20 protein-coding genes and 1 pseudogene are annotated in these 22,278 nt (G+C 72.4%); 13 read left to right on the forward strand and 8 right to left on the reverse strand.

Going from position 1 to position 22,278, the window contains the following annotated elements:
* Positions 1-39: 39 nt before the first annotated feature.
* Together OHT76_RS22660 and OHT76_RS22665 are read right to left on the reverse strand one after the other, a co-directional pair.
* The gene (locus tag OHT76_RS22660) at positions 40-1,281 is read right to left on the reverse strand and encodes an amidohydrolase (RefSeq protein WP_328872680.1); all 1,242 of its coding nucleotides are present in this window, start codon (positions 1,279-1,281) and stop codon (positions 40-42) included.
* Positions 1,282-1,293: 12 nt separating this feature from the next.
* Positions 1,294-1,494 carry a hypothetical protein gene (locus OHT76_RS22665; RefSeq protein ID WP_328872681.1) on the reverse strand — a complete coding sequence of 67 codons (201 nt, stop codon included), beginning with the start codon at positions 1,492-1,494 and terminating at the stop codon, positions 1,294-1,296.
* 125 nt (positions 1,495-1,619) lie between these two features.
* Here OHT76_RS22665 and OHT76_RS22670 point away from each other — a divergent pair, with 125 nt between their 5' ends.
* The 4 genes from OHT76_RS22670 to OHT76_RS22685 all read left to right on the forward strand — a co-directional run bounded on the left by OHT76_RS22670 (position 1,620) and on the right by OHT76_RS22685 (position 6,120).
* On the forward strand, positions 1,620-2,963 hold the full coding sequence (locus OHT76_RS22670) for a helix-turn-helix domain-containing protein (protein WP_328872682.1): 1,344 nt from the start codon (positions 1,620-1,622) through the stop codon (positions 2,961-2,963).
* Between the two features lie 76 nt (positions 2,964-3,039).
* A complete protein-coding gene (locus OHT76_RS22675; protein WP_328872683.1) occupies positions 3,040-4,026 on the forward strand; it encodes a permease in 987 nt (328 codons plus the stop codon).
* Entirely contained in the window at positions 4,023-4,718 is a 696-nt protein-coding gene (locus OHT76_RS22680) for a TIGR03943 family putative permease subunit (protein WP_328872684.1), read from the forward strand. The genes OHT76_RS22675 and OHT76_RS22680 overlap by 4 nt, the downstream gene beginning before the upstream one ends.
* A 640-nt stretch (positions 4,719-5,358) precedes the next feature.
* The gene (locus OHT76_RS22685; RefSeq protein ID WP_328872685.1) at positions 5,359-6,120 is read left to right on the forward strand and encodes a GAF and ANTAR domain-containing protein; all 762 of its coding nucleotides are present in this window, start codon (positions 5,359-5,361) and stop codon (positions 6,118-6,120) included.
* Between the two features lie 94 nt (positions 6,121-6,214).
* On the opposite strand, the gene OHT76_RS22690 is transcribed toward OHT76_RS22685, so the two are convergent.
* Positions 6,215-6,973: a hypothetical protein gene (locus OHT76_RS22690; protein ID WP_328872686.1), complete on the reverse strand. Its 759-nt coding sequence runs from the start codon at positions 6,971-6,973 to the stop codon at positions 6,215-6,217.
* Between the two features lie 304 nt (positions 6,974-7,277).
* Here OHT76_RS22690 and thrS point away from each other — a divergent pair, with 304 nt between their 5' ends.
* Both thrS and OHT76_RS22700 read left to right on the forward strand, forming a co-directional pair.
* The gene (gene thrS, locus OHT76_RS22695) at positions 7,278-8,492 is read left to right on the forward strand and encodes a threonine--tRNA ligase (protein WP_328872687.1); all 1,215 of its coding nucleotides are present in this window, start codon (positions 7,278-7,280) and stop codon (positions 8,490-8,492) included.
* Between the two features lie 43 nt (positions 8,493-8,535).
* Positions 8,536-9,498, forward strand: a complete 963-nt coding sequence (locus tag OHT76_RS22700; protein ID WP_328872688.1) for a nucleoside hydrolase — start codon at positions 8,536-8,538, stop codon at positions 9,496-9,498.
* A 48-nt stretch (positions 9,499-9,546) separates the two neighbouring features.
* On the opposite strand, the gene OHT76_RS22705 is transcribed toward OHT76_RS22700, so the two are convergent.
* Positions 9,547-10,461 carry an LAETG motif-containing sortase-dependent surface protein gene (locus OHT76_RS22705; protein WP_328872689.1) on the reverse strand — a complete coding sequence of 305 codons (915 nt, stop codon included), beginning with the start codon at positions 10,459-10,461 and terminating at the stop codon, positions 9,547-9,549.
* Positions 10,462-10,779: 318 nt separating this feature from the next.
* Between OHT76_RS22705 and OHT76_RS22710 the strand changes: the two genes are divergently transcribed.
* A complete protein-coding gene (locus tag OHT76_RS22710; RefSeq protein ID WP_328872690.1) occupies positions 10,780-12,426 on the forward strand; it encodes a glycoside hydrolase family 13 protein in 1,647 nt (548 codons plus the stop codon).
* 143 nt (positions 12,427-12,569) lie between these two features.
* Positions 12,570-13,358: a carboxypeptidase regulatory-like domain-containing protein gene (locus OHT76_RS22715; protein ID WP_328872691.1), complete on the forward strand. Its 789-nt coding sequence runs from the start codon at positions 12,570-12,572 to the stop codon at positions 13,356-13,358.
* A gap of 12 nt (positions 13,359-13,370) precedes the next feature.
* Here OHT76_RS22715 and OHT76_RS22720 read toward each other — a convergent pair whose 3' ends face one another.
* Positions 13,371-14,495 carry an aminopeptidase P family protein gene (locus tag OHT76_RS22720; RefSeq protein ID WP_328872692.1) on the reverse strand — a complete coding sequence of 375 codons (1,125 nt, stop codon included), beginning with the start codon at positions 14,493-14,495 and terminating at the stop codon, positions 13,371-13,373.
* Between the two features lie 210 nt (positions 14,496-14,705).
* Between OHT76_RS22720 and OHT76_RS22725 the strand changes: the two genes are divergently transcribed.
* The 3 genes and pseudogenes from OHT76_RS22725 (at position 14,706) to OHT76_RS22735 (ending at position 16,283) form a co-directional block, all read left to right on the forward strand.
* Positions 14,706-15,230 carry a DUF7144 family membrane protein gene (locus tag OHT76_RS22725; protein ID WP_328872693.1) on the forward strand — a complete coding sequence of 175 codons (525 nt, stop codon included), beginning with the start codon at positions 14,706-14,708 and terminating at the stop codon, positions 15,228-15,230.
* A gap of 92 nt (positions 15,231-15,322) precedes the next feature.
* A pseudogene (locus OHT76_RS22730) lies at positions 15,323-16,189 on the forward strand (ATP-binding protein); the annotation flags it as partial.
* Position 16,190: 1 nt separating this feature from the next.
* Positions 16,191-16,283 (forward strand): LuxR C-terminal-related transcriptional regulator, encoded by a 93-nt coding sequence (locus OHT76_RS22735; RefSeq protein ID WP_443049929.1) that lies wholly within the window; start codon positions 16,191-16,193, stop codon positions 16,281-16,283.
* 229 nt (positions 16,284-16,512) lie between these two features.
* On the opposite strand, the gene OHT76_RS22740 is transcribed toward OHT76_RS22735, so the two are convergent.
* Entirely contained in the window at positions 16,513-16,881 is a 369-nt protein-coding gene (locus OHT76_RS22740) for a DUF6479 family protein (RefSeq protein WP_328872695.1), read from the reverse strand.
* A 37-nt stretch (positions 16,882-16,918) separates the two neighbouring features.
* Complete coding sequence (locus OHT76_RS22745) at positions 16,919-17,509, reverse strand: CGNR zinc finger domain-containing protein (protein ID WP_328872696.1); 591 nt, start codon at positions 17,507-17,509, stop codon at positions 16,919-16,921.
* 82 nt (positions 17,510-17,591) lie between these two features.
* Here OHT76_RS22745 and OHT76_RS22750 point away from each other — a divergent pair, with 82 nt between their 5' ends.
* Positions 17,592-18,344, forward strand: coding sequence for an MBL fold metallo-hydrolase (locus OHT76_RS22750; RefSeq protein WP_328872697.1), 753 nt, complete (start codon positions 17,592-17,594; stop codon positions 18,342-18,344).
* A gap of 6 nt (positions 18,345-18,350) precedes the next feature.
* Here OHT76_RS22750 and OHT76_RS22755 read toward each other — a convergent pair whose 3' ends face one another.
* The gene (locus OHT76_RS22755; protein ID WP_328872698.1) at positions 18,351-19,676 is read right to left on the reverse strand and encodes a lipase family protein; all 1,326 of its coding nucleotides are present in this window, start codon (positions 19,674-19,676) and stop codon (positions 18,351-18,353) included.
* Between the two features lie 361 nt (positions 19,677-20,037).
* Here OHT76_RS22755 and OHT76_RS22760 point away from each other — a divergent pair, with 361 nt between their 5' ends.
* Positions 20,038-22,248: an MMPL family transporter gene (locus OHT76_RS22760; protein ID WP_328872699.1), complete on the forward strand. Its 2,211-nt coding sequence runs from the start codon at positions 20,038-20,040 to the stop codon at positions 22,246-22,248.
* Positions 22,249-22,278: the final 30 nt, after the last annotated feature.

A 22,278-nucleotide genomic window follows, 5' to 3' on the forward strand; every position in this document is an offset into this window, starting at 1 on the left:
GGCCTGTGCGCCGCGTGTGGCGAGTGAGCGAAGACTAAGTCATCCCACTGACAAGAAGGAGAGGGCCCCCGACACCAGCGTCCGCACACCCGTCGGCACGGTCGCCAGGTCGGGTGCGAAGTGCGGACTGTGGTTGCTGGGCACGGACTCCGACCGGCCCAGCAGATCGTCGCCGGGCACCGCGTCCCACACCTCGGCCGGGGTGCTCGTCACAAACCAGTAGGAGTACGGCAGCTTGCCCTCCGCGAGGTGCGAGAAGTCCTCGCTGCCCATCGCCGGGCCGGGGTCGAAGACGCTGTCGGCGCCGAAGACCTCCCGGTGCACCCCGGCCACCCGCCGGTCGGTGTCGGCGTCGTTCACGGTCACCGGGAAGGTGCTGCCCAGCGTCACCTCGGGCTCGCGCGGACACCCGGCGGCCAGGCACTCCCCGGCCGCCATCCGCCGGATCGCGGCGACCATCCGGTCCCGGACGCCCTCCGACTGCGTACGGAGATTGAGGGAGATACGGGCGGTGGAGGGGATGACATTGGCCGCCGTACCGGCATCGATCCGCCCGACGGTCAGTACGGCCTGCTCACGCGGGGCGAGCTCCCGGCTGACGACGGTCTGCAGGCGCGTGACGAGAAACGCGGCGGTCACCACCGGATCGACGGTCGTCTCGGGCCGTGACCCGTGCCCGCCCCGCCCGTAGACCACGATATCGACGTCCGTCGTCGCCGACATGATCAGCCCCGGTACATGGGCGATCCGGCTCACGGGCCCCGGCGCCACATGCTGCCCGAGCAGCACCTCCGGCCGCGGGAACCGGTCGTAGAGCCCGTCCGCGACCATCGCAGCCGCCCCGCCTCCGGACTCCTCGGCGGGCTGCCCCACCACCATCAGCGTCCCCGACCAGGCATCCCGCCCGGCGGCCAGCGCCTCGGCGGCGCCGACGAGCCAGGTGACATGCATGTCGTGCCCACAGGCGTGCATGACGCCGGGCACGGTGGAGGCGTACGGCAGCGAGGTCTCCTCGGTCACCGGCAGGGCGTCCATGTCGGCGCGCATCAGCACGGTGGGCCCGTCGCCGTTGCGCAGCACTCCCACCACTCCGGTACGGCCGATCCCCTCGACCGTCTCGAACCCCGCCGCCTTCAGTCGCGCCGCGAGCCGGGTCGCCGTCCGGTGTTCCTGGAAGGACAGCTCGGGGTGTCGGTGCAGATCCCGGTAGAAGTCCTCCAGGTCGGCAACGGGAAGGTCACCGGTGAGATCCAGCGCGGCACGGGCGGCGGCAGAGGTCATGGGGTCAGCGTGTCATCGGACGGGCATCTCCACCACGGCAGGACCGCCACGGAGGGTGGACACGTGCGCCTGCTGAGCCCTGTGCTGCTCCTGAGCCGGCTCCGCCGCTCTCGCCGGCCCCGCGTTGGCCGCCAGAATCAGCGTCGCCACGGCGACCACGGCGGCGGCGAACCCTCGGGTGTAACGCTCGGTTGTGCTGGTGCGTTCGAGCACGGCGACCTCGCAACAGCGGTGTATTGACGGAATGTATTAAGCAGGTTGGGTAATCAGGCTTAATTCCCGGTTTAACCTAGGGGCTGTCGGAGTCGAACGGCAAGAGGTACCAGGGGAGTTGGGCGATGTCGGAGCGCGACGACCCGGTGACCATCGGGCGCAGGGTGCAGCAGTTGCGCGGCGAACGCGGGCTGACCCAGAAACAGTTGGCCGAACCGGCCTACACCCCCGCCTATATCTCCACCCTGGAGGCCGGCCGGGTGCGGCCCTCCGACGAGGCCCTCAAGCACATCGCCGACCGACTCGGCATCGCCTACGACGAACTCGTCACCGGACGCTCCCCCCGCCTCGCCACCGAACTGCGGCTTCAACTCACCGGCGCCCAGCGCACCCTGGCCACCGGCGCCACCGAGGCCGCCGCCGAGGCGTTCGCGGCGGTGCTCGGCGAGGCGGCGGCCGAGGGGCTCGTCGAAGAGCGGGTCGCCGCGCTGCTCGGGCTCGGCGAGTGCGGTCTCGACACGGGTGACCTGGACGCCGCCAGACGGTACTTCGAGCAGGCCGAGGAGGCCCTCGGGACGGCCCCGCTGCCGACGCGTGTCCCCGCCCTGCGCGGGCGCGCCGTCGCCCACTACCTTGCCGGTGAACTCCGGTACGCCGTCTACCTGTTGGAGTCCACCCTCGACGAGCTGAACCGAGGCGGACTGCACGACCCCGACGCGCTGCTGCTCCTCTACGCCAGTGTCATCGGCCCGTACATGGACCTGGGCGCCCACGCCCGCGCCGCCCAGGCCGCCGAACTCGCCCTCGCCCTCGCGCCGCAGGCCGGGGACCCGGCACTGGTCGCCCGTATGCACCGGTCCGTTGCCCGCACCCTGCTCGCCGAGGGCCGGATCGCCGAGGCCGACGCCTCCCTGGCCAAGGCGGCCGAGCTGTACCGGGGTCTCCAGATCCGTACCGAGCTCGCCCACTGCCACTGGATGCGCGGGTACGTCTGTGCGCAGAACGGTGAGCTGGACCGCGCCGAGGCCGAGCTGCGGGAGGCGCGGGCCATGCTGTCGGCCAAACGGGCCGCCCTCTACACCAGCCAGGTCGTCGTCGAACTCGCCGACGTACTGCACCGGCGTGGCAAGTCCGACGAGGCCGCCGCCCTCCTCCACGAGGTCCTCAGCGACCTCAGCCCCGAGCGCGGCGCCCTGCACTCCGCCGCCGCCCACCGCCTGCTCGGCATCATCGCCGAGGACGCCCGCGACACCGAGGCCGCCGAGGAGCACTACGTCCGCGCCCTCAGCCTGCTGGAACGAGCGGGCGCGGCCGGGGACCTGGCCGACCTGTGCCGAATGCTGGGCGATCTGCTGCGCCGTACGGGACGGGTGGAGGCCGCGCTGGACGCGTACCGGACGGGTCTCGGCCATCGGACGGCCCCCGGCACCACCACCCTCGGCCCGGCACCCGCACAGCCTCCTCTGTGACGGTCCCGGGTCGGCGCACAGCCCTGTCCGGTTGGGTTGGCCGGGCACAAGGCGAGCGGGATTCCGAGGCAGGCGCGTGGCGAATCGACGGACGGTGGTCTACGGCGGCCTGCGCGCGCTCGTGTATGTCGTGGTCGGCGGCGCCGCGCTGCTCGCCATCGCCACGGTCGGGTCCGTGCTGGGGCCCGTTCTCGCGCTCGATCTGTACACGCCGGCTGTCGCCGCCTGGTGGACGGTGTTCACCGCCATCGCCGTGCAGGGCGTGCCCTTTCTGCTGCTCGGCACCGTGGTGTCAGCTGCGATCGGGGCGTTCGTGCCGGAGCGGGTGTTCACCCGGCTCCTCCCGCGCAATCCGGCGCTCGCCGTGCCGGTGGCCGGTGCGGCCGGGGTCGTGCTGCCGGGGTGCGAGTGCGCGTCCGTGCCGGTGGCCGACAGCCTGATGCGCAAAGGGGTGGCCCCCGCGGCGGCGCTCGCGTTTCTCCTGTCGGCTCCCGCGATCAATCCCGTCGTCCTGGTCGCCACCTCCGTCGCCTTCCCCGGGCAGCCCGCGATGGTGGCGGCCCGACTGATCGCCTCGCTGGTCACGGCGGTGGTGATGGGGTGGCTGTGGGTGCGGTTCGGGCGCGAGGAGTGGCTACGGCCGACCAGGCGCCGCGGCCATGACCACGGCTCCGGGCCGGGTGCCTTCGTCGCCGGGCTCCAGCACGACTTCCTGCATGCGGGCGGGTTCCTGGTGGTGGGGGCGGCCGCGGCGGCCACGTTCGACATCGCCGTACCGCGCTCGCTGCTGGACATCCCGGGCTGGGCGTCCGTGCTGCTGCTCGCGGTGCTCGCCGTGCTGCTGTGCGTGTGCAGCGAGGCGGACGCCTTCGTGGCCGCGTCGCTGAGCGGCTTCTCGCCGACGGCCCGGCTGGCGTTCATGGTGGTCGGGCCGATGGTCGATCTGAAGCTGCTCGCGTTGCAGACGGGCACGTTCGGGCGGGCCTTCGCGATCCGGTTCTCGGCGGTGACCTGGGTGGTCGCCGTGGTGTGCAGCGTGCTGGTGGGGTGGTGGCTGCTGTGAGGCGATACGGGCCGGCGGTTCTGCTGCTGCTCCTCGGCGGAGCGGTACTGCGGATCTCACTGTTCGGCGAGCTGTATCTGCGGTACGTGCAGCCGGGGCTGCGGCCGTATCTGGTGGTGTCGGGGGTGGTGCTGGTGGTGCTGGGGGTGGTGGCGGGACGGGCCGTCTACGGCGATGACGGTGACGATGGTGGTCACGGTCCCGGGGTCGCCTGGCTGCTCGCCCTCCCCGCACTCGCGCTGCTGCTGTTCCCGCCGCCCGCCCTCGGTTCCTACAGCGCCGAACGCGAGGCCGCCGAGCGGGCCGCCCAGGGAGTCGGCACATTCCCGGCGCTGCCCTCGGGGGACCCGGTCCCGCTGACGCTCGGCGAGTTCACCTCCCGGGCGATCTACGACAGCGAGCGCTCGCTGAAGGGCCGCACGGTCCGGCTGACCGGGTTCGTGACGCACGACGCCGACGGGAGCTGGTACGTCACCCGGCTGCTGGTCTCCTGCTGTGCCGCCGACGCCACGACCGCCAAGGTCGAGATCCGGGACGCGGACGCGGCGGCGCCGGACGACACGTGGATCACGGTCACCGGCACCTGGCACCCGGAGGGGGAGCTGGGCAGCGACGCGGCCTGGCCGCCGGTCCTCGACGCGGAGTCGGTGGAGAGGGTCGAGCAGCCGGTGAACCCTTACGAGAAGCGGTGAGGGGGTGACGAGACCTGGTCGCTCGTCCTCGACTGCGGAGTCGGTGGGGAGGGTCGGGCAGTGGGCGAGCCCCTGCGAGAAGCGGTGAGGGGGTGAGGAGGCCTGGCCGCTTGTCCTTGACTGCGGAGTCGGTGGGGAGGGTCGGGCAGTGGGCGAGCCCCTGCGAGAAGCGGTGAGTGGGTGAGGAGGCCTGGTCGCTCGTCCTTGACTGCGGAGTCGGTGGGGAGGGTCGGGCAGTGGGCGAGCCCCTGCGAGAAGCGGTGAGGGGGTGAGGAGGCCTGGCCGCTTGTCCTTGACTGCGGAGTCGGTGGGGAGGGTCGGGCAGTGGGCGAGCCCCTGCGAGAAGCGGTGAGTGGGTGAGGAGGCCTGGCCGCTCGTCCTCGACTGCGGAGTCGGTGATGGGGGCCAGTCAGCCGGTGAGCCCTTACGAGCGGCGGTGAGCGGGTGACGAGGCCTGGCCGCCTGTCCTCGACCGCGGGCTCGGTGATGGGGGTCGGGCAGTCGGCGAAACCTTACGAGAAGCCGTGAGTGGGTTTCGCCCCCCGGCCCCCGGGTAGTCGGGCGGAGTCCGGGGGCGGGCGGCCGTAGGGCCGTGGCACCTGTGCAACCGTGAGCGCCGCGCCGGAGGTGTGAGGAGGCGGTGACCGTGCGGCCGAGGGACGACCACCGTGGTGCCGTAGGCGGCGACCACCGGTCGGCCGACCGCGAGCAGGACGGCACCGCCTCGCGGGCCCGGGGCATGGGGCCCGGCGAGATCCCCCGGCGGCTGTGTGCCGTCGCGGTCGAGCTGCTGCCGGTGACCGGGGCCAGCGTCTCGCTGCACGGCGACGACATGCCGGTGCGTCTGTGCGCGAGCAACGCGCAGGCCGCGTATGTGGCGGACATCCAGGCCACCTTGGGCGAGGGTCCCTGCCAGAGCGCGGTGGGCAGCGGCCGTACCGTGCTCGCGTGCGATCTGACGGACGGGCAGGACGTGGACCGCTGGCCGGTCTTCGCCGAGGAGGCCACGCAGGCCGGCGTGCGGGCGGCGTACTCGCTGCCCCTCGGCGAGGACTCGGTGTGCGTGGGCACGCTCGACCTCTACCGCGACACCCCCGGCACCCTCACCACCGACGAACTGCGTACGGCGCGGGCCCTGGCCGGGGCGATGACGATGGCCCTGATGGCGCTGTCCCGCGAGACGGAGGACAGCGACCGGGACCTGCCCGGCTGGCTGGACGGCCTGGCCGCCGACCACGACGACCTCTACCAGGCCATCGGCATGATCATGGCCCAGCTCGGCGTCGGCGCCCACGAGGCCCTGTCCCGCCTCCGCGCCCACGCCTTCGCCCACGGCCGTACGGCGGCGGACGTGGCGGGGGATGTGGTGGAGCACCGGCTGCGGTTCCCGCGGTGGAGCTAGCCGACGGCGACACCCGCGAAGGAGTCCCGCACCGCGTCCAGCGCCGCGCGGCGCTCGTCGTCGCTCATGCCCGAGGAGACGGTGGCGACCCCCGTCAGACCTCCGCGCGCCCCAACTTCCGCACCTCCGCGAGCCGCTGCGCCCCGAGCTCCGTGGCCACCCACGTCGCCTCGGCCGGGACGTCGCCGAGGCCGCCGTTGGTGAGGGTGATGGCGTCGTCGCCGACTCGGACCGCGGCCAGGTCCAGGGTGAGGGTGGTTTCGTCGGCGGTGGTGAGGTTGATGCGCAGGCCCTGGCGGGCGTCGCCGACCTCGGGGAGTTCCAGCTCGGTGACGGCGGCGTACTCCGGTTCCCCGGTCGCGGTCACCGCCGTGAACTCGCCGCACTTCTTCGGCAGGGACTTCAGCCAGGACAGCGTGCCGTCCACCTCCTTGGGCGGGTGGGCCACCACCTGGTAGCGGATCTGGGCCCCGTCCCAGTCGTCGTCCAGGCCGGTCACCGCGCGGGTACGGGCGTCGGGGCCGAAGAACTCCTCGGCGTACAGGACGTCCAGCAACCGTCGGCAGTCGGCCTTCTCGGCGCTCGCCTTGAGCATGCCGTCCCGCCAGGTTGCTGCGCCCTGGGTCGCCGACCACGGTTCCCCGAGATCCGCCTCGGTGATCAGCGCCGCCCGGGCCTGCGCCTCGGTGAGCGCGGGAGCGGCCGCCGGGGACGGGACGGAGGCGGTCGGTGACGCGGTGGGGGAAGCGGAGGCCGCCGGCTTCGCGGGGGTGTCCGATCCGTCGGCGCCGCAGGCGGTCGCGGTCAGCAGGGCGCCCAGGGCGAGGGCTGGGGCGATGAGAACGCGGGGCATCGTGTGGCCTCCTGGGCGCTGCCATGATCGAAGTGCGTGCTTTCAAGGCACCACCGCGCGGGGCTGTCCACCAGTGCGCCGGTCCGTCCGGGTGAGCGGGTACGGCGTACGGCCGTGGAAAACCGTTCGCCCGCCCGCGCCCGCCCCCGCTACCGTCGCCCCATGCAGCGCGCCCTCATGTCTCTCACGACGACGCCGGAACCGGTCCCGGCGCGCTGACAGCTGACCAGCGACAAAGCCCCGGGGCGAGTGCCCCGGGGCTTTCGTCGTGCGGTGCTCGCCTCCTGATCCCGAGGTGACTGCCATGCACGACCACCGCCGACTCGGCCGCGAGCTCGACCTCTTCGACACCGACCCCCTCATGGGCGCCGGCCTGCCGTACTGGCTGCCCGACGGCGCCGTCGTACGCCACGAGCTGGAGGAGTACATCCGGGAGGCGGAGCGCGCCGCCGGGTACCGGCATGTGTACTCGCCCGTCCTCGGCAAACGGAAGCTGTACGAGATCTCCGGGCACTGGTCCCACTACAGCGACGACATGTTCCCGCCGATGCCGCTGGGCGCGGAGGAGGTCGTCCTGCGGCCCAGCCTCTGCCCCCACCACGCCCTCATCTACCGCTCCCGCTCCCACAGCTACCGCGAACTTCCCTTGCGCATGGCCGAGTTGGGTGACATGTACCGCTCCGAGTTGTGGGGCGCGCTCGGCGGGCTGACCCGGGTGCGCGCGATCCGCCTCAACGACGCGCATGTCTTCTGCACCCTGGAACAGGCGGCCCAGGAGGCCCGCGCCGCCTTGGACCTGATCGGCCGGGCCTACGCCGACCTCGGCATCCGCGCGGCCCGGTACCGGCTCTCGCTCCCGGGCAAGGGCGGCAAGTACGTCGCCGACCCGGACCTGTGGCGGCGGGCGACCGCGCTGCTGCGGGAGGCGCTGGACGGCGTCGAGCACGAGGCGGTCGAGGGCGAGGCCGCCTTCTACGGCCCCAAGATCGACGTACAGATCACCGATCCCGCAGGCCGCGAGTCCACCCTCTCCACCGTCCAGATCGACTTCCACCAGCCCGAACGCTTCGACCTGCACTACATCGGCCCCGACGGCGCCAAGCACCGGCCGGTCATGGTGCACCGCAGCATCATCGGCAGTGTGGAACGGGCCGTCGCCCACCTCATCGAGGTCCACGGCGGCGCGTTCCCGGCCTGGCTGGCCCCCGTGCAACTGGTCGTGCTGCCGGTGGCGGACGCCCAGGTGGAGCAGGCGGTCGAGGTCGTACGGCGGGCTCGGGCGGCCGGGCTTCGGGCCGAGCTCTCCGGTCCCGGCGACGGGACCCTCGGTGCCCGCATCCGCGCGGCTCGGCTGGTGCCGTACCAGGCGGTGCTCGGCGAGCGGGAGGCCGGCGGCGACCTGGCGGCCCTGCGACTGAGGGACGGGAGTCGGCCCGGGGCGGTGCCCGTGGCGGAGTTGCTGCGGCGGATCGGCGCGTGTGTGCGGGCTCGCGGGGCCGAATTGTGGGCGGCTGCGTAAGGTCGGTGGGGTAGTCGCCTGTTCTTTTGAAGAGGGAGCCTCCGTGACCGGTCAGCCCACCCCGGTGATCATCGACTGCGACACCGGCGTCGACGACGCCCTGGCCCTGCTGTTCGCCGTACGGCATCCAGGGCTCGATGTACGGGCGGTGACCTGCGTGGCCGGGAACACCGATGTCGACGGCGTCGTCCGCAACACGCTGACGGTGCTGGAGCACGCCGGGGCCGGGGACATCCCCGTCGCGCGGGGCGCCGAGCGGCCGTTGATCGAGCCGGTGCGCACCGCGAGCCATGTGCACGGGCAGGACGGGATGGGCGACCTGGGCCTGCCCGCGCCGACCCGGCGGCCGGTGGACGTGGACGCGGTGACGCTGCTGCGCCGCGAGATCCTGGCGTCGCCGCGGCCGGTGACGCTGATCCCGACCGCGCCGCTGACGAACATCGCGCTGTTGCTCCGTACGCACCCCGAGGTGGTCCGGAACATCGAGCGGATCGTGTTCATGGGCGGGGCGGTGGCTACGGGGAACGCCACGCCGGTCGCGGAGTTCAACGTGTGGCACGACCCGGAGGCGGCGGCGGTGCTGCTCACCGCCGGGGTGCCGATCACGATGTACGGCCTCGACGTGTTCCAGCGGGTGCTCGTCCCGGCGGCGGACGTGCAGCGCCTGCGGGCCAGTTCCGAGCCGCGGCTGCGCCTGGCGGGGGAACTCCTCGCCCACCGCGACCCGGCCACCTCCGGCGACCCCACCCCCACCGGCGGTCTCGGCGACGCGGGCGCGGTCTGCGCGGTGGTCGACCCGGGCGGCATCACCACCGAACTCCTGCCGGTGGAGGTGTCGTTGGCCCCGGGCCCGACCCGCGGCCAGACCATCGTCGACCGCCGGCCCCGCCCGGGCGAGGCGGAGATCCACCACGGCGAGCGTGAACAGAGGCTGGTGGACGTGGCGTTGGACGTCGACGTCGAGCGGTACGTGAAGCTGTGGCTGTCGGCGGTGGAGGGCGTCTAGGGCAGGCTGCCCCGGACGCCCTCGTCGACTGCCTCGGCGCTTACGTGCTTATGCGCGGGTAGAGCGGCGGCGCCGCGTCACCAGTACGATCGCGCCGCCGCCCGCGAGCAGGGCCGCCGCGCCGATGGTGATCGGCAGGGTGCTGCTGTCGGCGCCGGTCTCCGCGAGGTCCCCGCCGCCACCGTTGGGGGAGGGGTCGGCGGCGGGGGGCGTGGTGGTGGCGGGGGTCGGGGTGGGAGCCGACTCGGACGGGGGCTCCGTGGCCGGGGGCTCGGTCGCCGGGGTGGATTCCTCGGGCAGGGACGGGCTCGCCGGAGGCGTCGTCTCCGGGGTCTCCGGCGGCGTCGTGCAGTCCTTCGTACCGCCGTTCCAGGCCGCGATCAGCTTGTCCTTGATGACCGGGCGGTCCGGGCCCTTGGGCAGGTCGCCGTGGACGAAGCCGTCGTTGGCGTCGAGCTCGCCGTCGAACTTGACCGCGCCGCGGTAGAGGTCGATCTGCGCGAAGCAGCCGGCGTCGGGCACCGCGATGTCGAGGGAGTCGGTCTGGCCGGGCTTGACCGTGACGGTGTCGAAGTCGACGAAGATCTGCTCGCCGGAGGTGGCGAAGGTGGGGCCGAGGGCCAGGTACGAGGCGAGGGAGGCGGTGCAGGTGGTGGCGTCGCCGGCCGCGCGGACCTGGATGTGGACCTTGCCGTCGTCGGTCGGCTTGAGGTTCTGGTCGTCGACCTTGACGGAGTCGTAGAAGTTCGTGCCGTCCAGCGAGAACTGGCACCGGTCGGTGGCGGTCTCGGTGCCCGCCCCGGTACCGGGCTGGTACTGGCCGCCCGACTTCCAGCCGTCGCCGCCCGGAGTACCGGTGGCAAAGGCGCTGGACGCGGCGGCGACACTGGCGGCGCACAGGGCGAGCGACGCGGCGCCCGTCCCCAGCATGCGTCGCGCGATGACACGTCTCGCTATGGACATGCGGTTCCCCATCTTGACGTGAGCAGAACCCGGGTGACGGCAGGCGGGCAGCGCGCATCGACGGCGGGGCCGTGCCGTGCCGGGGTGGTGGTCGAAGAAACACTGGGCTCATTGGTCACATGTGCCACAGCGCGAGGCCCATGGTGGTCGCGCCCCGGACCCCCTGTCAACCTGCGGGAACACACCCGGAGTTCACGCCTCCACACCATTTCGCCACACAGGGAATCAACTGCTCCGCAAGCGGACGGTGCATTAGGCGGCCCTCGATGTGGACAGGGTTCTGGTTGCCGCTCTGTTCCGCAGCGCAGAGGAGACCGCGTGCCCGATCTCTCGTCCCGTGACCCCGATTGGTGGCGCCAGGCCGTCGTCTACCAGGTTTATCCGCGCAGCTTCGCCGATGCCGACGGTGATGGGCTCGGGGACATCCGGGGTGTCACCGAGCGGCTCTCCCATCTCGCCGCCCTCGGCGTCGACGCCCTTTGGCTCAGCCCCTTCTATCCGTCCGAGCTTGCCGATGGGGGGTATGACGTCGCCGATTACCGTGATGTCGATCCTCGGCTCGGGACCCTTGACGACTTCGACGCCATGGTCGAGGAGGCCCATCGGCTCGGGCTGAAGGTCATGGTCGACATCGTGCCCAATCACACCTCCCATCAGCATGTCTGGTTTAGGGAGGCGCTGGCCGCCGGGGCCGGGTCGGTAGCACGGGAGCGGTACGTCTTCCGCGACGGACGCGGAGCGCGTGGTGAACTCCCGCCCAGCGACTGGCAGTCCGTCTTCGGTGGCAGCGCCTGGCAGCGGGTGCCCGACGGGCAGTGGTACCTCCACATGTTCGCGCCCCAGCAACCCGATCTGAACTGGGCCCACCCCGACGTCCGCGCCGGCTTCCGCACCACCCTGCGCTTCTGGGCCGACCGCGGCGTCGACGGCTTCCGTGTCGATGTCGCCCACGCCCTCGCGAAGGACCTCACCGAGCCCCTGCGCGACCTCGGTGATCCCGAGCTGAGCGGCGAGGAGGCCCTCACTGGGATGGCGCCCGGCAGCCACCCCTTCTACGACCGCGACGAGGTCCACGAGATCTACCGCGACTGGCGCAAGATCCTCGACTCCTACTCCCCGCCCCGCATGGCCGTCGCCGAGGCCTGGGTGCCAGGGGCACGACGGGTTCTCTACGCCCGTCCCGACGAGCTCGGCCAAGCCTTCAACTTCGAGTATCTACAGGCCCATTGGGATCCCGGGGAACTGCGGCGCGTCATCGTCGACTCCCTCGCCCAGGCCCGCGCCGCCGGCGCCTCCGCCACCTGGGTCCTCTCCAACCACGATGTCGTCCGCCACGCGTCGCGCCTGATGCTCCCCGAGGGGACGGATGAGAACGCCTGGCTGCTGTCCGGCGGCACCGCACCGGGCATCGACCGAGCCGCCGGCCTTCGGCGCGCCCGTGCCGCCACGCTTCTCATGCTTGCGCTGCCTGGATCCTCGTACGTCTATCAAGGCGAGGAACTCGGGCTCCCCGAGGTCGCCGATCTGCCCTTCGCGACACTTCAGGACCCGATCTGGGAGCAGACGGGGCACATTCGCAAGGGGCGGGACGGGTGCCGGGTGCCGTTGCCCTGGAGCGTCGGCGGGCCCTCATACGGCTTTGGCGAATCCGGTGCCTGGCTGCCGCAGCCGGAGTGGTTCGCCGGGTACTCCGTCGAGGCCCAGGACGGGGTCGAGGGGTCCACTCTCGAGCTGTACCGGCGTGCGCTGCGGCTGCGCCGCAAGCTGCTGGAGGGGGAGACCCTGACCTGGGCCGAGGACGGTCCGGACGGTGTGCTTCAGTTCGCCCGGTCGGACGGGTGGCGGTGTGTCGCCAATCTGTCCGGGGAGCCCGTGGCCCTTCCGGCGGGGGAAGTCGTCATCAGCAGCTCGCCGTTGGAGGCGGACGGACGGCTGGGCACCGACACGACCGCCTGGCTCACCTGACGCGGCTCGGCCGCGCCCGGACGGGTGGTACGCGGCCGAGGCCTCGTCCGTACGGCCGTACCGCGCAGGCCGGCCGCGCTGTCGGGCCGCGAGAATCGCAGGCAGTCATGTCGCCCTCTGTCCGCGAGGAGCTCTGGTCGCCCATGAGCAGGTTCAGCAAGACCGTGTCGGGGCTCGCCCTCGTGGGCGCCGTGCTGTCGGGGGCGCCGGCCGCGGCGGACAGCGGGGGCGAGCTGTGGGGCGCCGCCACCATCGAGCCCGGCCGGGAGGGCATCGTCGAGGTCGCCGGCTACGCCGGGCCGGGTCTCGGCGCCGGTTCGGTGCTGACGCTGACGGCACCCGCACCGGCCGTCGTCACCGGCACGCCCCTCGACGCCCGCGGCTACCGCGGTGCCGTCGCAAGCGGCGGCCACAGTGGCACGTACACCTTCGCCGGCCCCTCGGCGGACGAGCCGTGGCGGGGCCGTACCTTCCCCTTCGTGCTGTCCGTGCCCGCGGACGCGGTCCCCGGCACCCGGCTCACCGGCTGCGCGATGGTGCTGACGGATGCGAAGGGCGCCCCGAAGGACCGGGGCGCCTGCGCGGTGACCGTCGGTCTGCCCGCGCCGACGCTGCTGCGGCCCCAGTCGGGCGTACCGCTGACCGCGCGCCCGGAGGCCTCCGGCACCGCCTACCCCGGCTCGCAGGTCACCGTCAGGGACGCCCTGGAGAACGAGGTCTGCTCCACGACCACCACCGCCGACGGAAGCTGGTCCTGCGTCCCGGCACTCCCGCTCACCCCGGGCCCGGGCCTGCTCCAGGCGACGGCCACGCTGAACGGGGTCGGCGCGATGAGCGACCAGATCGCCGTGACGGTCCAGGGACAGCCGACGACCACAGCCGACAGCACGGGCGCACCGGTGCCGCCCAGAGACGGCGTCAACGGCGCCTGAAAACCGGCCCGTTCACTCCACGAACGCCATCTCCCGCGAGGTGTTGTTCAGCCGCCGCCCGCTGTCCTCGGTGCACGTCACGATGTCCTCGATCCGCACCCCGAACCGCCCCGGCAGATAGATCCCCGGCTCGATCGAGAAGCACATCCCCGGCACCAGCGGCAGCTCCTCCCCCTTGACCAGGTACGGCGGCTCGTGCGTCGTGACGCCGATGCCGTGACCGGTGCGGTGCACGAAGTACTCGCCGTACCCCGCGCCCTCGATCACCGTCCGGGCCATCCGGTCGATCTCCTGGCAGGCCACCCCGGGCCGCACCGCCTCGAAGGCCGCCTGCTGGGCCGTCCGCACGATGTCGTGGACCCGGCGTTCCTCGTCCGTCGCCGGACCGACGTGGACCGTGCGGCTGATGTCGGAGCCGTAGCCGCCGAGGAGGCCGCCGAAGTCGAGGACGACCATGTCGCCGCGCCGGACGACCCGGCCGCCCGCCTCGTGGTGCGGGTCGGCACCGTTCGGCCCCGAGCCGACCACCGTGAAGTCGACCTGGGAATGGCCGTGTTCGCGCAGAAGGCGGGCCAGGTCGGCGGCCACGTCCCGCTCGCGGCGGCCGGAGAAGCGTACGGAGAGGATCTCCTCGTACGTCGCGTCCGCCGCCGCGCCCGCTGCCGCCAGACGGGCCACCTCGTGGTCGTCCTTCACCGCGCGGAGCATCGGCAGCACGGTGGTCAGGGCGCGGTAGGTGGTGAGCGGCAGGGCCTCCTGGAGGCCCAGCAGATGCAGGGCCCAGGTCGAGTCGGAGACGCCGTAGCGGCCGTGCGGGCGGAGCAGTCCGGCCGCCGCAGCGTACGGGTCCTGACCGTCGCGCCAGTCCGAAAGACGCAGCGCGCCCGCGCCGGGGCAGGCCTCGGCGTCGGGGCGTTCCAGTGCCGGGACCAGCATCCGGGGTTCGGACTCGGGGGTGAGGACGAGGAGGGTCAGCCGTTCGGTGATCGCGGTCGGGCGGTAGCCGCACAGCCAGGTCAGATCGGGGCCCGGGGTGACCAGCAGCCCCGCGAGCCCGGCGGCGATGGCGTCCCGGGTGGCCCTGGCCATGCGGTCCGCGTGGTCCTGCTCGGTGAAGGCAGCGGGTGCCTCGGTCATGTCCAACCCCGTCGCCGTGTGGGTGCGCTGACCTGTCCATTGGAGGCGTGGGCGGGGGATGCCGCACAGAGGGGCTCGGCCGTTCGGGTGCTCACCCGTTCGGCCCACCCCCATGGTGGGCGGCCGTGGCCCCACCGAGGGTGGAGGCGACGACGTCACCGGCGGACGGTGCGCAGGGTGCCGCCCGCCCCGAAGGAACGGGACGTGCTCATGACCCAGCAGCCGCACGCGAAGCCGCCGACCGCCGAGGAGGGGCAGCAGCCCCCGGTCTGGGGGGAGACCAACCGCCCCGCCGGACCGGCACCCGGCACCGCCGGATGGCAGGGTCCCCCGGCCGACACCTCCTGGCAGACCGGCGGACTGGTCTTCGCCGGAATCCTGATGATGGTCAACGGCATCGTGGCGATCCTCCAGGGCATCTCCGCGCTCGCCTCGGACGATGTGTACGACCGCATCAGCGAGTACGTCTACGAGATCAGCCTCACCGGCTGGGGCGTCATCCTGGTGTGCCTGGGCGCGCTGGCCGCGGTCGTGGGCTGGGGCATCCTCAAGGGCATGTGGTGGGCCCGGATGACGGGTATCTTCCTGGCCTCCCTGAACATGGTCGCCCACTTCCTGTTCATGCCGTACCAGCCGGCATGGTCGGTCCTCATGGTCGCGATCGACTTCTTCGTGATCTGGGCCCTCGCGACGGCTCCCGGCAAGTCGCGCGACGCTGCCCCGGCAGGGCGCTGACCCGGGTTTTCCACAGACCGCTCACGCTCGGCATCCCCATGACTACCCTTGGTTGAGTGGTGGTGGGTCTACGGGGCGAATACGGGGGCGGCATGGGATTCGGCTTCGGGCAGCGGCGCGGCGGGCAACTCCCGGTGGAGCTCACCAGCTTCGTGGGCCGGGCCGAGGAACTCGCCCTGATCCAGGGTGCCTTGGACCGGTCGCGGCTGGTGACGCTCGTCGGCCCGGGTGGCGTGGGCAAGAGCCGTACCGCGTTGCGCGCGGCCGGGGCGGCGGGCGGGCGGTTCGCCGACGGGGTACGGCTGGTGGAGCTGTCCGCGCTGCACGACCCCGAGCTGATCCCGGCGACCGTGGCCGGGGTGCTGGAGCTGCCCGAGCAGTCGGGGATGAGCCCGCTGGACGCCGTGGTCGAACATCTGCGGCAGCGGCGGCTGTTGATAGTCCTGGACACCTGCGAGCACCTCGTCGACGCCTGCGCGATGCTCTGCGACATCCTGCTGCGCGAGGCGCCGGGGCTGAGCGTCCTCGCCACCAGCCGGCAGCCGCTGGACGTGCCCGGCGAGCACTGCGTACCGATCCCGCCGCTGCCCTGCGACGACGCCGTCGAGCTGTTCGTGCAGCGCGCCGCCGCCGTGACCGGCGGCCCCGCCCTGACCTCCGCAGACCGCGAGCGCACCCTCGCCCTCGCGGACCGCCTCGACGGCATCCCGCTCGCCCTGGAGCTGGCCGCCGTCCGCCTGCGCGCGGTCCCCCTCGCCGAGCTGGTCGCCCGCCTCGACCGCCGCTTCGAGGTCCTCAGCGGCGGCCGCCGCACCGCGCTCAGCCGCCACCAGACCCTGCGCACCGCCATCGGCTGGTCGGACGAACTGTGCACGCCCCAGGAGCGGTTGCTGTGGGCGCGCCTGTCGGTCTTCGCCGGATCCTTCGAACTGTCCACCGGAGATCGCCGAGCGCCTGGTGATCTCCAAGTGCACGGTGGACGCCCACGTCGAACACATCCTCGCCAAGCTGGGGATCACCTCGCGTACGGAGATCCCGGCGGCGCGTACGTAGGTATCGGGGCGGGCCGCTTTAGGTGTACGGATCTTCCCCGATCCGTGCGGGAGCACCCCTCGGCGGGGGCCAAGCTGGACGTGCCGCCGGGGACCGGAGGCGCGGGTCGCCGGCAGTGCTGGTCAACCCCACGGCTGTCATGGCAAAGGCACCCGCGTCGACCTCCCCGGCGGCAACTCCCCCCGGGCGGGGGGCTGCCCCTGGTCGGCGGGGCAGCCCCCCGCGAGGCTCAGACGTGTCCCAGACCACCACTGCCGAAGGATCCACTGGACCCCGGCAGCCAGCGCTTCCGCTTCTGGTCCTCGCCGCGCTTGCTGCCGGAGTGGTGGAGGTCGTACGGCATGAGCCGTTCGCCGCCCTCCGACTGCGGCACTTCGTCCGGCTCCCGCATCTCCCTGGTCTCGCGGACCGGCCCGCCCTCGGGCAGCTTCGGCTGCTCCTCGGGCGTGGGATGCGGAAGCTCCCGGTCCATGACCCGCATGCCGAACTGCACCGCCCACACCAGTGCACCGGCGATGAACAGGCCGCCTGCAAAGGCGGCGATCACGTTGAGTACTTCACTCGACGTGGCCGCTAGTTCAAACGTCGTCGTACTCATACCCCAATTATCACCGAAACGGCCGAATACAACCCCTTCAGTCCCCGGCAGAACTTGTCCGCCGTGCATACGCCCGCGCCGCCCGCGCCCGGTCCCCGCACCGCGTGGAGCACCAGTGCCGGCGGCCGTGTCGCAGCAGGTACCGGTTGCAGGGCGGGGAGCCGCAGGCGGTGAGGCGCTCGGCGTCGGGGCTGGTCAGAAGGTCCGCGGCGTCCGTGGCCAGCGCGGCCAGGGCGTGGTCGAGGATCTGGTCGGTGGGGTGGGCGGCGGCCCGGTAGAGGCCCCGAGTGGCGTCCCAGTGGAGCAGGGAGGCGGCCGGGGCCCGGGTGAGGGCGTCATTGACGGCCGCCAGCGCTCCCTTGGGCGCCGGGGCCCCGTCCACATGAGCCGCCAGCAGCGCCCGGATCTGCTCCCGCAGCGACCGCAGCTGCGCCGCGCACATCTCCCGGATCCCGGCGTCCGCCGGGGCCAGGCCATGGTCCGTCAGCCAGGCGCCCGCGCCCTCGGGGGCGCCCAGGAAGTCGATGTAGTGGCCGCCCGGCAGGGCTATGGCGCTGTTGGCGAAGTCGAGTGCCGGGTACTGGTCCGCTCCCGGGGCGAGGGGCAGCGTCTCGTTCATGATTCTCATGGTACGCCTTGCGGTCATCCGTGAGAACGGTCTACCGTCTCTCACGGATGACCGAAGCATCATCCGTGAGGAGAATGAATTCATGTCCACACCCATGCCCATACGCGTCCTCGGTGGCCCCACCGCCTTCTTCGAGTACGGCGGTCTGCGCTTCCTCACCGACCCCACCTTCGACGGCCCCGGCGAGTACCCCGGCCGCGCGGTCCTCCGCAAGACGGCCCCGGCCGCCGCAGCCCCGGCCGACCTCGGCCCCGTGGACGTGGTCCTGCTCTCGCACGACGAGCACGCCGACAATCTCGACCACTCGGGCCGCGCCCTCCTGGACGGCGTACCGCTCACCCTCACCACCCCCGGCGGCGGTCGCCGGCTCGGTGGCAGTGCCCGGGGGATGGCCGACTGGGAGACGGCCGAACTGGACCGGCCCGAGGGCGGGACCGTGACCGTGACGGCCGTGCCCGCGATTCACGGACCCGGGCCGCGCGAGGCCGTCGAGCCCGTCACCGGCGAGGTCGTGGGGTTCGTACTGACCGGCGAAGGGCTGCCCTCCGTGTACGTCAGCGGTGACAACGCCTCGCTCGACGCCGTGAAGGAGATCGCCGACCGCTTCGGTCCCGTCGACACCGCGATCCTCTTCGCCGGTGCCCCCCGCTTCCCGATCCTGTTCGACGGAGCCCCGCTCGTCCTCGACAGCGCCCAGGCCGCCGAAGCCGCCCGCCTCCTCGGTGCCCGCCGGGTCGTGCCCGTGCACTGCGACAGCTGGGACCACTTCACGGAAGGGCGCGCGGACGTGGAGGCGGCGTTCCAGGCGGCCGGACTCGCCGACCGCCTGGAGTGAGGCGCGTCAGGGCTGAAGCGGCATGCTCCAGCAGTTGGAGTGGGCCGACCTGCCCTTCAGACGGTCGGTGAGCCAGTCGACCGCGTCGCCCTGGTCGGCGAGCAGAGGGGTGAAGTGGTTGAGCAGGGGGCTGCCCGTGTTCGGGAGGAGCACGGGGTCGTAGGTGACGTTGGCGCCCTTCGCGCACCAGTCGGTCGCCAGGCGGCGGGCCTGGGCGTGCGGGACCAGATCGTCGCTGACGCCGGTCGCCACGCGGACCGGGGTCGTGGGCTTCAGGGTGCCGATGCGCTGGCTGTTCAGGAAGGACGTCAGAGCCGGGGTGGCGGCGATGATGTCGCTGACCGAGCGGCCGTCGGTGGTCCAGTCCGTGCTCTCGGCGCCGCCGTACCCGAACAGCGCGTCGCCCACGCACATCGTCGACAGATCGGCCAGCGCCGCCTTGCCCGCCGTATTCAGGTGGGCCTCCGCGATCGGCTTCAGGGCCGGGTCGGACTGGAGGAAGCCGTTGAGGGACCAGCCGAGCGCACCGGCCAGTTCGCTGCCGTCGATCGCCCGGGTGACCTCGGTCAGGTCGGCGGGCGGGGCACCGGCGTACGTCCCGGCCAGGTTGACGTCGGGGGCGTAGGAGGGCTGGAGTTCGGCGGCGGCCGCGCTCGCGCCGCCGCCCTGGCTGTACCCGAACAGGCCCACCCGGGACTCGGCGGTCACCGAGGCCCCGCCCACCTTGCGGGCGGCGCGGGCGGCGTCGAGGAGGGCGTGGGCCTCGTCGACCCGGTTGACGTAGGTGTGCAGCCGGTCGGTCGCGCCGAGGCCGGCGTAGTCGGTGACGACGACGGCCGTACCGGTGGCGAGGAGGCGGTAGATCGCCAGGTCCTCGTAACCGACGGAGACCGTCTCGCCGTTGAGCCGCAGCGGATGCTCCAGGCCCATGGACGCGGCGCACTGGTCGCCCTGGCCCATGGTCCCGGGGGCGAGTGCGACCAGGGGTCGTGGGCCCTCGCCCTTCCAGGCGGCGCTGGGTTCGATGTAGGCGCCGGTCACGGCGACCGGGCTGCCGCTGGAGTCGGTGGACTTGTACATCAACCGGGTCGCCCTGCCCGGCAGCGGGCCGTTCAGGCTCGGCAGGCTCAGGGCCAGCTTGAGCGGCTCGGTGCGGACCAGGGTGCCGTCCGCGGCGGGCAGGGTGGTGGGCGGGTTGTAGAACGCCGGGATGGTGACGCCTCGTGACACGACCTCGTCGGCCGCCGTGGCGGCGGTGCCGGCGAGGACCTGGGCGCCGAGACAAGCGGCGCCGATGACGCTTACGGCCAGGAGCCGTCTGCGTTCGGGCATGGCGAACCTCCTGATGAAGCGGCTGGCAGGAAGGTGCGGTGGTACGGCGGCCCGCCGCACCTCGTCGTCCAAGAGCGTGTGCGCGGGCCGCCTGTGAGGGGCTCGCCAGGACCGTACCGTCGGTAACACTGCGATCGATACTGGCCGGTAGGTTACGGTTCGGTAATTTAATCTCGCCCCTTCCGCCACGCGGCGCGGGATACCTGCGGCCGACCCGCCCTAGTCCCCGGGAGGGAGCCGCGAACCGGGGCGTACTGCGGATTCAGTAGCCGCGATTGTCGGCAGCCGCACGACGACAGGACATGTCGCTCCCGGAGAGCCTGGACCTACCTTCGACGTCCAGATCTGGAGACCTCTCCCCGTGGCTACTTTCCTGTATCGACTGGGCCGCCTGGCCTTCCGGCGGCGCTGGTACGTCGCACTGGTCTGGGCGGCCGTGCTGGCCGCCGTCGGGCTGGGCGCCATGAAGGCCCCGGCGGCCGCCGACGAAGAGTTCTCCATGCCGGGGATCGAGTCGCAGCAGGCGTTCGACCTGCTGGAGGAGCGCTTCCCCGGCACCACGGCCGACGGCGCGACCGCACGGGTCGTGTTCGTCGCGCCCGGCGGGGAGAAGGTCACCGCGAGCGAGAACAAGGAGGCCGTCGAGGCCGCCGTGGCCGAGCTGGGTGACGGCTCGCAGGTCGCGAGCGCCGTGGATCCCTTCACGGCGGGCGCCGTGAGCAAGGACGGCACCACGGCGTACACGACCGTCACCTACAAGGTCGGCGCGGCCGATCTCACCGACGCCAGCAAGACGCAGCTGGAGGAGACGCTCGTCGAGGCCCGGGACTCCGGGCTGACCGTCGAGGCCGGCGGCACCGCCATGGAGAGCGAGGGCGGTCCCGGCGGGGCTGCCGAGGCGATCGGCATAGCGATCGCCGCTGTCGTCCTGCTGGTCACCTTCGGTTCGCTCGCCGCCGCGGGGCTGCCGCTGCTGACCGCGATCATCGGCGTCGGCGTGAGCATGGCCACCATCCTGGCCCTGGCCAGCACCCTCGGCCTTTCCTCGACCACCGGCACGCTGGCGATGATGCTGGGGCTTGCCGTCGGTATCGACTACGCCCTGTTCGTCGTCTCCCGCTATCGCGAGGAGCGCGCCAAGGGGAAGGCGCCCCAGGAGGCCGTCGCCCTCGCCACCGGTACTGCCGGATCCGCCGTCGTCTTCGCCGGTCTCACTGTCGTCATCGCCCTCGCCGGGCTCTCGGTGGTCGGTATCCCGATGCTGACCAAGATGGGGCTCGCCGCCGCGGGTGCGGTCGTCATCGGGGTACTGATCGCGCTGACGCTCGTCCCGGCCTTCCTCGGCTTCTGGCCCAACGCCGTGATGGCACGCAAGGCCCGCCGCAAGGGCCGTATCGAAGAGGCACCCAAGGACAACGGCGGCACCCGCTGGGCCCGCTTCGTGCTGCGCCGCCCGCTGCCCGTGCTGCTCCTCGGTGTCGTGGGCCTCGGTGCCCTCGCGATGCCTGTGATGGACCTCCAGCTCGGCATGCCCGGCGACGAGGCCAAGTCGACGTCCACCACCGAGCGGCGGGCCTACGACGCGCTCGCCGAGGGCTTCGGGCCGGGCTTCAACGGGCCGCTGACCGTCGTCGTCGACGCTCAGGGCGCCGACGATCCCAAGGCCGCCGCGGACGCGGTCTCGAAGGAGATCGGCGGCACCGAGGGCGTGGTCTCCGTGTCCCCCGCCCGCTTCAACGACGCCGGTGACACCGCCGTCCTCTCCGTCGTGCCGGCCACCGCGCCGACCGACGAGAAGACCAAGGACCTGGTGACGACGATTCGTGGCGAGCGGCCGGGCGTGGAGTCCGAGACCGGGGCCACCTTCGAGGTCACCGGCACCACCGCGCTGAACATCGACATCTCCGAGAAGGTGCAGTCCGCGCTGGTGCCGTATCTCGTCGTCGTGGTCGGCCTCGCCGTCATCCTGCTGATGCTGGTCTTCCGGTCCGTCCTCGTCCCGCTGAAGGCGGCCCTCGGCTTCCTGCTCTCGGTGCTCGCCTCCCTGGGCGCCGTGGTCGTGGTCTTCCAGCAGGGGCACGGCGCCGAGCTCTTCGGGGTGGAGCAGACCGGTCCGATCATGAGCCTGATGCCGATCTTCCTGGTGGGCATCGTCTTCGGACTCGCGATGGACTACGAGGTCTTCCTGGTCTCGCGGATGCGCGAGGCGTACGTCCATGGAGAGTCGCCCGCTCAGGCCGTGACCTCCGGTTTCCGGCACAGCGCCCGGGTGGTCGTGGCCGCCGCGCTGATCATGATCGCGGTCTTCGCCGGCTTCATCGGCGAGAGCGACTCCATGATCAAGATGATCGGGTTCGGACTCGCCACCGCGGTCCTGTTCGACGCCTTCGTCGTCCGGATGGCGATCGTGCCCGCGGTCCTCGCCCTGCTCGGCGACAAGGCCTGGTGGCTGCCGAAGTGGCTGGACCGGATCCTGCCCCGGGTCGATGTGGAGGGCGAAGCGCTGAACCGCCCGGCGGAGCCGGCCGCCACGGCTCCGGCCGAGAAGGAGGTCGCGCGCGCCGGAAGGTGACGCACACCGGCCGCCCGTGGTCCTCGGGGA

The organism is Streptomyces sp. NBC_00287 (assembly GCF_036173105.1).
Taxonomy (GTDB): domain Bacteria; phylum Actinomycetota; class Actinomycetes; order Streptomycetales; family Streptomycetaceae; genus Streptomyces.

Bases quoted from the DNA above. Each gene is read 5' to 3' on its own strand.
- OHT76_RS22660 (WP_328872680.1), bottom strand. From the start codon at position 1,281: ATGACCTCTGCCGCCGCCCGTGCCGCGCTGGATCTCACCGGTGACCTT.
- OHT76_RS22670 (WP_328872682.1), top strand. From the start codon at position 1,620: ATGTCGGAGCGCGACGACCCGGTGACCATCGGGCGCAGGGTGCAGCAG.
- OHT76_RS22690 (WP_328872686.1), bottom strand. From the start codon at position 6,973: ATGCCCCGCGTTCTCATCGCCCCAGCCCTCGCCCTGGGCGCCCTGCTG.
- thrS (WP_328872687.1), top strand. From the start codon at position 7,278: ATGCACGACCACCGCCGACTCGGCCGCGAGCTCGACCTCTTCGACACC.
- OHT76_RS22705 (WP_328872689.1), bottom strand. From the start codon at position 10,461: ATGTCCATAGCGAGACGTGTCATCGCGCGACGCATGCTGGGGACGGGC.
- OHT76_RS22715 (WP_328872691.1), top strand. From the start codon at position 12,570: ATGAGCAGGTTCAGCAAGACCGTGTCGGGGCTCGCCCTCGTGGGCGCC.
- OHT76_RS22720 (WP_328872692.1), bottom strand. From the start codon at position 14,495: ATGACCGAGGCACCCGCTGCCTTCACCGAGCAGGACCACGCGGACCGC.
- OHT76_RS22725 (WP_328872693.1), top strand. From the start codon at position 14,706: ATGACCCAGCAGCCGCACGCGAAGCCGCCGACCGCCGAGGAGGGGCAG.
- OHT76_RS22740 (WP_328872695.1), bottom strand. From the start codon at position 16,881: ATGAGTACGACGACGTTTGAACTAGCGGCCACGTCGAGTGAAGTACTC.
- OHT76_RS22745 (WP_328872696.1), bottom strand. From the start codon at position 17,509: ATGAGAATCATGAACGAGACGCTGCCCCTCGCCCCGGGAGCGGACCAG.
- OHT76_RS22750 (WP_328872697.1), top strand. From the start codon at position 17,592: ATGTCCACACCCATGCCCATACGCGTCCTCGGTGGCCCCACCGCCTTC.
- OHT76_RS22755 (WP_328872698.1), bottom strand. From the start codon at position 19,676: ATGCCCGAACGCAGACGGCTCCTGGCCGTAAGCGTCATCGGCGCCGCT.